Genomic DNA, 8,745 nt, shown 5'->3' on the forward strand with positions numbered 1-8,745 from the left:
TGTATGAAAAACATGTGGCTGTATCGTGGACACAAGGTAACGAAAACACCAATTCGCCGACCCAACTCCGACGAATTGGTGTTCGTCGTCTTGGAGGCCCCTTCCGAGCAAGAGATCAAACATATCGTCAACGGCGTGTTCGAGTGCAACGACATGATCGTGGAACGCTGTCTCAATCACCGAGAGCGTCCCAAGCTGACGTTGTTTGACGATCACGTCTTCTTCCCGTTCTACTTTCTCCGAGACGACTGGGAGCTCGTCCGCGTGTCCGTCGTCATGAGCGAACAATTCGTCATCGCGGTGCTGGATGAACGGATGTCGTTTCTCTCTGACCTGTTCACGGAATTCCAATCGTCTCCCGAGAAGATGGCGCATCCAGGACGGATGGTGTACGAATTTCTCGATCTCTGCGTCCATCGCTATATCGACTTCGTCGACCAAATTGAAGACACAGTCGATCAAATGGAGAGCGAGATCTACAACTCCCCCGAAAACAATGTCGCACCCGACATCTTTTCACTGAAACGCACCATTCATAAAATCCGCAGAACATTCAGCGATGAACGCATTGTGGTCGAAGGCATCATGCATTCGAACTTCCCGTATTCACGACAAGAGGAAACGATGTACTTTGTGGACTTGTTCGATCACATCAATCGAATTATCGACGAGATCGACGGATTTCGGGACGCCCTGACGGGACTGCTCGATTTGCAGATGTCGCTCAAGAGCGATCGAATGAACCAAATCATGAAGACACTGACAGTTGTCAGCACGTTCTTCATGCCGCTGTCGTTTATCGTGGGTCTGTACGGAATCAACATGAAGGTGCCGGAGTACCAGTGGAAGTACGGGTACTTGTGGGTTTGGGGCTGGATCATCGTGTCCGTGGTAGGGCTGTGGATTTTCTTCCGCAAGCGCAAATGGTTTTGAGCCTGACCCAAAGCTGGCGGGCGTTCGTCGACCAGGCTATCGACGAACGCGCCACGCATGCGAGTACACGTTAAACGATCTGCCGCGGACGAAACCGATCGCCGTGATGCCCAACTCGTCCGCCATATCGATGGCGAGCGCGGTCGGCGCGGATCGGGCCACGACGATGCCGACGCCAATCTTGGCCACCTTGAGCAACACTTCCGACGAAATGCGGCCGCTGAACGCGATCGCCGTCCCGGCCAGTGGGATACCATGTTGCAAGCAGTGTCCGTAGATCTTATCGAGCGCGTTGTGCCGCCCGATGTCGGTCCGAGCCAGCAGCACCTCGCCCGCTCGACACAGCGCGGCCATATGGACACCGCCTGTCTCCTGGAAAAGTTCCGCCTCTTGATCCATCGCATCCATCACTTGAAAAATCTGCTCCGGATCCATTTGGACATCATCGTCAACGTGTTTCGCCGTCACCGCGTCGTTGTGGAAATAGAAACTCTGCCGTCCCTTGCCGCAGCACGACGCAATATAGCGTTTGTTGTAGAAAGCCTGATTGAACTGGATGGCCTTGTGCGTACGAACCCGTGCCGTCCCCATGAAACGGCTGATTTCCAGCGATTCAACCGCGTCCGCACTTCGGATGATTCCTTCGGATGCGAGAAATCCGTACACCAACTCTTCCATGTGAGTTGGTGTACACACGATGGTGGCCAATTCGTTGTCGTTGACAAAGATGGTCAACGCGTATTCCGTCGCAATGACGTCGTCACGCGTATCCCACTGGCCGTCCCGATAGCAAACCACCGGTTTGAGCGATTTCTGCGGCAAATCGTCCATAGGCTGCACACTCACGATGAACCGCCTCCTTATTCCGAAGCCGTCTCTCCGAGCGCCTTCCCCATCCCTTTCAAAAAGGCCAAAGCCACCGACAAAGCGCGGCTGATGTCGGGATCGCGCAAAGCCTTCAACGCGTCGTAAATGCCAATCTTCGCGTCGTTGGATACATTCGAAGCCTCCGCAATCCCCCCGCTCGCCGCCTCAAACAACCGAGACATGGCCTCTGGCGGGATCGACGTAAAAAACTGCGCCACGCCGATCACGTTCTTGAGTCCACCAGTCACTTCGTCCCGCCCCATGAGTGCGAGCAACACTTTCAGAACTTCGTCTCCTTGCTCCAACAACGCCCGCACGAGGGGCAGCGCCCCCCGCTCCTCGAGCGCTTGCAACAGTGCCAGCGCGTCGACCACGCCGTCGACGTTCTCGACGAGCGCCTGTTCAATTTGCTGTTTCGCCTGAGCGGAAATATCCTCAGGCACGCGAACGATTGATGTTGTTGCCTTTGCCATCCGTCTTACCCCCTGTTGGGTCGCTGCCCAACTTCGCCAACTGGCACATAGTCCGAACGCTGCCACTTCTCTTCCACGCGCACGCCCGGCTGCGGATTCGGGTTTCCAAGCCGAAAGTTGAACCGCGTCATCGGGTTCTCCCCGCGCTTCTCCAACACTTCCATGCGAACCCTGAGTTCCTTGTACGCAGGCGTATGCGTCGTCGCGTCCGCTTTACTGCTGGTTAAAATGTTGATTGCTTGTTCATCGTCCGACGTATTCATCGGCAGATACATCTCGTTGCCATGCACTCTGTCCGTGACGACTGTGCGCAGCCGCAATTGACCGAAGGGCGACACCAATCGAACGGTCGATCCCGTCTCTATCCCCCGCGCCTTCGCCAACTCCGGCGAGACCTCGAGATACGTCGTCGGAATTTTCTCCTTGATGCCTTCGACGCGGTAGGTCAAATTGCCTTCATGAAAATGCTCCAGCATGCGGCCGTTGTTGAGATGGAGATCGTATTCTTCCGGAAACTCCGTCGGCTCCATCCACTCGGTCGCGACCAGTCTCGCCCTGCCGTTCGGGAACGGGAATCCGTTCGTGTACAGCAACGGCGAATCGGTGCCGTCTTCCGCAACCGGCCACTGCAGGCTCGAATATCCTTCCAGGCGATCATACGTGACACCTTTCATCAACTCGGCGAGCGAAGCCATCTCTTCCAGTATCTCGCGCGGACTTTCGTATGACCAGTTCGCGCCGAGCCGATTGGCGAGATCTTGCAGGATCATCCAATCCGGTTTCGCGTCGCCAAGCGGCTCCAGCACCTGATAGAGGCGTTGGATGCGACGTTCCGTATTGGTAAACGTCCCTTCCTTTTCAAGACTTGGCGCGGCCGGAAGGATGACGTCCGCATACTGTGCCGTCTTGCTGAAGAAGACGTCCATGACCACGAAAAAGTCGAGTTTGTCGAAGGCCTCTCGCACAAAATGCGCGTTCGAATCGACCAACGCCATCTCCTCGCCTTGGAGGAACATCGCCCGCAGCTTTCCTTCGTGAATCGCGTCGACCATCTCGTGGTTGTCGAGCCCTTTCACAGTTGGCAGGGTCACGCCCCACGCCTTTTCGTACTTCGCCCGCACAGCATCGTCATCGATACGCTCGTATCCGGGAAGGTAGACAGGGTTACACCCCATGTCGCCGGCACCCTGGACGTTGTTGTGGCCGCGCAGAGGATATGCCCCCGTTCCCGGGCGCGCCATGTTGCCTGTCAACAGCAGCAAATCGCAAATCGCCGTGCTCGTCTCGCTGCCACCGAGATGCTGCGTGACACCCATGGCCCAACAAATGCAAACCATCTTGGCTTCATGAATCATAGACGCCAATTGGATGATGACCGCCTCGGGCACCCCTGTGATCCGCGCCGTATAATCCAGTGTATACTTCTCGAGCGACTTTACAAAATCGGCGTAACCATCCACCTTTTCATCAAGAAAAGCTTTCGCTTCCCAGCCCTCGTCGACGATATATTTCATGACCCCCGACAACAACACCAAGTCCGTGCCGGGTTTCGGGCTGACAAACATGTCCGCCTTTTCGGCCAAGCCGTTGCGGCGAAGATCGATCACGATATGTTTCTGACCATGTTTCTTCTTCGCGCGCTTCAAGCGCGTCGCCAACACCGGATGGGATTCCGCCGGATTGGCGCCAATGACGATGACCAAATCGGCCATGGCCAAGTCGCTTACAGAACCTGTGTCACCACCAAGCCCAACTGTCCTGCGCAAACCTTCCGTGGCAGGCGACTGGCAGTACCGGGAGCAGTTGTCGACGTTGTTCGTATGCATCACGGCCCGCGCGAGTTTTTGCACGAGATAATTCTCTTCGTTCGTGCATTTGGAAGACGAGATAAACGCAATCGCGTCGTCGCCGTGCGCTTTGCGCACTTCGGTCAGCTTGGATGCGACGAGATCGAGCGCCTCATCCCACGACGCTTCGTAAAACGTATCGCCGCGGCGAATCAGCGGTTTGGTCAGCCGATCCTCGCTGTTGACCCAATCCCAGCCGAACTTGCCCTTGATACACGTTGAAATTTGGTTCGTTGGCGCCTCCATTTGCGGTTCCACCTTGAGGATGTCGCGCCCCTTCGTCCAGACGTCGAAGGAACAGCCGACACCGCAATAGGTGCAGACGGTTTTCGTCCGCTTGATGCGCGACGCGCGCATGGCGCTCTCCATCTCGGACACGGAGAAGATCGCGCGGTACCCAGGTTCAATCGCTTTGGTGAGATCGATCATCTTCTCAAGCGGCTCCGGCGGAATACCGGTCAAAAATCCCGCCTCGCCAATCATGCTTTTCTCCATCAGCGCGTTGCAAGGGCACACGGTGACGCAGTGACCGCACGAGACGCAGGACGACTCGTTGATGGGCACGTCATCATCCCAAATGACACGCGGCACTTCCCTGTCCCAGGCGATGGAAAGCACTTCACTGACCTGAAGGTTTTGGCAAGCCTCCACGCAACGGCCGCAGAGAATGCACTGGTCTGGCTCATATCGATAAAACGGATTCGACACATCCTCGTCGTACGGCTTCGTTTGAAACGGATACGACTGATGGTTGATATCCATCTCCATCGTTGTGTTATGTATGGTGCAATTGCCGTTGTTGTTGTCGCACACGGTGCAATAGAGATCGTGATTCTTGAGAATCCGATCCATCGCCTCCTTGCGCGCGTAACGCGCCTGCACCGATTTCGTCCGAATCTGCATGCCCTCCTGGATGGGCGTCGCACACGCGCGAACCAGTTCACCGTTGACTTCGACCATGCACGTATCGCATGTTTGAATAGGCCCTAACGCTGGGTGATAACAAATGTGCGGAAGTTCGACATTCCTATCGAGAAACGTTTCAAGAATACTCCGGCCAACCTGCGCTTCCATCGGAACTCCGTCTACATAGACTCTGTTGCTCGTATTTGTACTCAAGCTTGCACCTCCGCAGCGCCTCGAATGACATCCAGGCAGTCTCGACTGCTCTTCACATTATTTCCTTGAGACGCGGCGTCTATAAATGCAGATTGGCGGAGCGTCTACGTCAGGCGCGGCGGGGCAAGCGCCAATTGTTCTATCGCCCGCAGCCAGTCGGTATCGGGCCGATCGCATTTGAAATTCCGGCACACATACAACGCTGCGCCGTCCCCGACTGGCGGATAGTTGTCGCGCTCCTCCGGCCGCGCTTCCGGTGTCAAGAGAACCGCCTCCGGCAGGTACGAGCGATGGAACGCCGACACCATCGCCGACAGCGTCCTGGTGTCGCCGCCTGTTACGGCAACCACTTCAGCGTTGCCAACTTGGCGCAAGAGCAAGGCCAGCACCATGAACAGACTCTCCATCGGCGCTGCTTCCAACGATAGGCCAAACGCGTCGATCACGTCCTCCAGCCGCTCGGCATACGCCGCAACGCCGGTGATCGCGTACAGGCGGATCAGATTGTAGGCAGTGACTGAATTCGCCGATGGCGTTGCGCCATCGTAGACCGACTTGGGCTTTGCGATCAACGATTCCGCATCGGTCCCGGCCAGGAAGTAGCCGCCCTCCTCCTCGTCCCAGAACAACTCGTCGAGTCGCTTCTGCCAATGGATAGCCCGGCTCAGGTAGAACACGTCCTGCGTAGATTGATACAACTCGATGTATGCCCACACGAGGTAGGCGTGATCGTCCGCATATGCCGGAATTCCCGCTTCTCCGTCGCGATAGCGCGCCAGCAGTCGACCATCCTCTCGGCGCACAAGCAGTTCTTCGACCGCCCGTGCCGCACGCACCGCTGTACGGACGTACCCTTCCTCCCCGTAAACAGCTCCCGCTTTGGCCAATGCGGCAATCATCAACGCGTTCCACGCGGTCAGCATCTTGTCGTCCGTGCCTGGCGGCACGCGATGTTTCCGCCACTCGTACAGCCGTTCGCTCTGCTCGTCCAGCCAGGCCCACAGCGCGTCGACTTCCATTCCTTCCGCTGCGGCAAACTCGGCTACGTCCGTGTTCGTATAATTGGGCACGTTGTATCCTTCAAAATTGCCTTCTTCCGTGATGTCGTAGAATCGACAATACCGCTGTGCTTCCCTCTCGCCGATCGCGGCCGCCACGTCATCTGGCCGCCAAACGTAAAACCGGCCTTCCTGACCCTCCGAATCGGCATCCTGCGCCGCATAGAACGCCCCTTCGGGCGACGTCATCTCGCGATCCACATACTCCAAGATTCGTCTCACGTACCGTTCGTATGCGGCCGCCCCCGTCTGTTGATACGCCTCCGTGAACGCGATCACCGCCAGCGCGTTGTCGTACAGCATCTTTTCGAAATGCGGCACGGTCCAATAGGCGTCGGTTGAGTACCGGGCAAGCCCACCGCCGACGTGATCGGATATACCGCCGCGCATGATGCCGTCCAGCGTTCGCTGGACCATCAACAAGGCGTCGTTTTCACCCGTGAATCGGTGATAGCGCAGCAGAAACAGAAGTTGGTGGAACGACGGAAATTTCGGTGCGTCGCCAAAACCGCCGTAATGCGGATCAAACGTCCGACCAAGGTGCTCCGCCGCCTGATGGATGGCCTTCACTTCGTCGAACACGCCTGGCGTCGACTGGAAGATGGGCTGAATGCGCCGGGTCATATCGGCACTTGCCGCCACCAGCCTGTCCCGATCCTGATCCCACTTTTCGCGAAGCCCCTTCAGGATGTCGAGCAATCCCGGTCGCCCATACCGCGCATGTTTCGGAAAGTACGTCCCAGCGAAGAACGGATGGCCATCCGGCGTCATGATCACCGTCAGCGGCCAGCCGCCTTCGCCCGTAATCGCCTGGCAGTACATCATGTAGATGTGATCGATATCGGGACGTTCCTCCCGATCCACCTTGACCGCGACATAATATTCATTCAGGTACGCCGCCACCTGCTCATCCTCAAACGATTCATGCGCCATCACATGGCACCAATGACAGGTCGACATTGGAAACTCCATTTTCAGTGTATAGTGCTATTCGTAGCCCCGCAGGGCTACGAATAGCCGATGGACAGAAAGACGGGCTTCGATTCGCGAGCCGCTTTTTGGAACGCCTCCCCGCTCCATGGGTACCAGTCAACTGGATTGTGCGCGTGTTGCAGAAGGTACGGGGATTTTTCGTGGATCAGGTGGTTGGTGTGTATATGTTCTCCACTATTTGGTGTCACGGTATGGTTCATCCTCTCTGGAGAGATTTACCGTTATTGTACACCAACGTGGCGAAGAGTATTGAGGATGGTGTTGAGGATGGAGGGTGAGAGTCAGGATTTATGCAATTTTACAAATGATTACCCAAATTATCGAAACACAATTTATACTTATGCATGGTCAGTGACCCAAATAGAAATCACCCATAATGTGGAAAACGATCAACAAACACTTGCACTCTCTAGTGTTGAGTTGCTTAGATGAAGCATCGAAACACCGTGGCGACTAACTGATTCAAAATAGATTTTGAACTGTTTTCTGGCACGACGCCACTTCACCCGGATTACAAACAATAGCGGTGAGGGCACTTCTTTCTGCGTAGGAAACGACTGGCCTTGTTCAAGATTCGCTCCCGATAGCGACAGAAGCACTGTCTATTTTTCAGGCAGAGGGTACGAAGAATTGCATGGCTCGAATACATTCTAAAGTCGTGTGAACGTCCCGCCACTCTCCATCTTCACTAGCCCAATGACCGTCTTCCTCTTGCAATTGTTCGAGCTTGGTTTTCGCATTCGATATTAATTGATGATCAGGAGAAACGCCCATCACACAAAGGGAATTGATAAGCCACGCCAAATCGCTCGCTTCCAGTTCGGGAAGCTTGGCGACCAGAAAATTCATGATGGATTCTGCATGCTTGTGGTCTCCCAGTGAATATAACAAACCAGCAGCCAGCCAATTTGCATTCAAGAATGTCGGCAAATACCCTTCGTCATTCATTTGTGAAATCAAAAACACCTGAATTTGCGATACACACGGAGCGGAACTTCTGTAGTACCGAATCCAATACCCTGCATTTGCGGTCAGATACATTTTAGCGGAATCATCCCCTGGCATTGCCCAAGGTGGTGCTACAGATGCTAATTCAGGCGCTTCTTCAAACGATCCATCTTGATGTTGCCGACCAATGATAAACGAAACCGCTTGGTCGATAAAACCCGCTGCTTTAACTCCGAGCTGCTCAGTCTGTGCTAATCGGTAACAAGTAGCATCGAGAGAGCTGGCATTCGGTGCCCAGAATGGCGACCAACTGCCATCTTCCCTTTGCGACCTCTTCAATTTTTCTATCGATTCTTGAACCAAACCATCAGCTTGAAGCAACACATTTAACCGCCCCTGCTCCACGTTGTTTCCATGATTCCTTACAAATTGAATTGCCGACTGAATACCATCCATAACCACACCCCTTGTCCCATCTTGATAGTATGATTATAGCGAATACTAAAA

Annotated in this window: 7 protein-coding genes; 1 reads left to right on the forward strand and 6 read right to left on the reverse strand. The window is 55.0% G+C overall.

Annotated elements, in window-relative coordinates:
* Window positions 1–933 (forward strand): magnesium transporter CorA family protein (locus AAC01S_RS17400; RefSeq protein ID WP_157071271.1); only part of this gene is annotated, 933 nt, incomplete at its 5' end.
* A gap of 36 nt (window positions 934–969) precedes the next feature.
* Here the strand turns inward: AAC01S_RS17400 and fdhD are convergent.
* The 6 genes from fdhD to AAC01S_RS17430 form a co-directional block, all read right to left on the reverse strand.
* Complete coding sequence (gene fdhD / locus AAC01S_RS17405; protein ID WP_067625483.1) at window positions 970–1,764, reverse strand: formate dehydrogenase accessory sulfurtransferase FdhD; 795 nt, start codon at window positions 1,762–1,764, stop codon at window positions 970–972.
* A 29-nt stretch (window positions 1,765–1,793) separates the two neighbouring features.
* A complete protein-coding gene (locus tag AAC01S_RS17410) occupies window positions 1,794–2,273 on the reverse strand; it encodes a helical membrane plugin domain-containing protein (protein WP_067625475.1) in 480 nt (159 codons plus the stop codon).
* Window positions 2,274–2,278: 5 nt separating this feature from the next.
* Window positions 2,279–5,239, reverse strand: coding sequence for a formate dehydrogenase subunit alpha (gene fdhF, locus AAC01S_RS17415; RefSeq protein WP_281178148.1), 2,961 nt, complete (start codon window positions 5,237–5,239; stop codon window positions 2,279–2,281).
* A gap of 104 nt (window positions 5,240–5,343) precedes the next feature.
* A complete protein-coding gene (locus AAC01S_RS17420) occupies window positions 5,344–7,257 on the reverse strand; it encodes a thioredoxin domain-containing protein (protein WP_083511937.1) in 1,914 nt (637 codons plus the stop codon).
* A 47-nt stretch (window positions 7,258–7,304) separates the two neighbouring features.
* Complete coding sequence (locus AAC01S_RS17425) at window positions 7,305–7,490, reverse strand: DUF255 domain-containing protein (RefSeq protein ID WP_083511938.1); 186 nt, start codon at window positions 7,488–7,490, stop codon at window positions 7,305–7,307.
* 409 nt (window positions 7,491–7,899) lie between these two features.
* Window positions 7,900–8,694 (reverse strand): prenyltransferase/squalene oxidase repeat-containing protein, encoded by a 795-nt coding sequence (locus tag AAC01S_RS17430; protein WP_067625480.1) that lies wholly within the window; start codon window positions 8,692–8,694, stop codon window positions 7,900–7,902.
* Window positions 8,695–8,745: the final 51 nt, after the last annotated feature.

It is taken from the genome of Alicyclobacillus acidiphilus NBRC 100859 (genome assembly GCF_001544355.1).
GTDB classification, from domain to species: domain Bacteria; phylum Bacillota; class Bacilli; order Alicyclobacillales; family Alicyclobacillaceae; genus Alicyclobacillus; species Alicyclobacillus acidiphilus.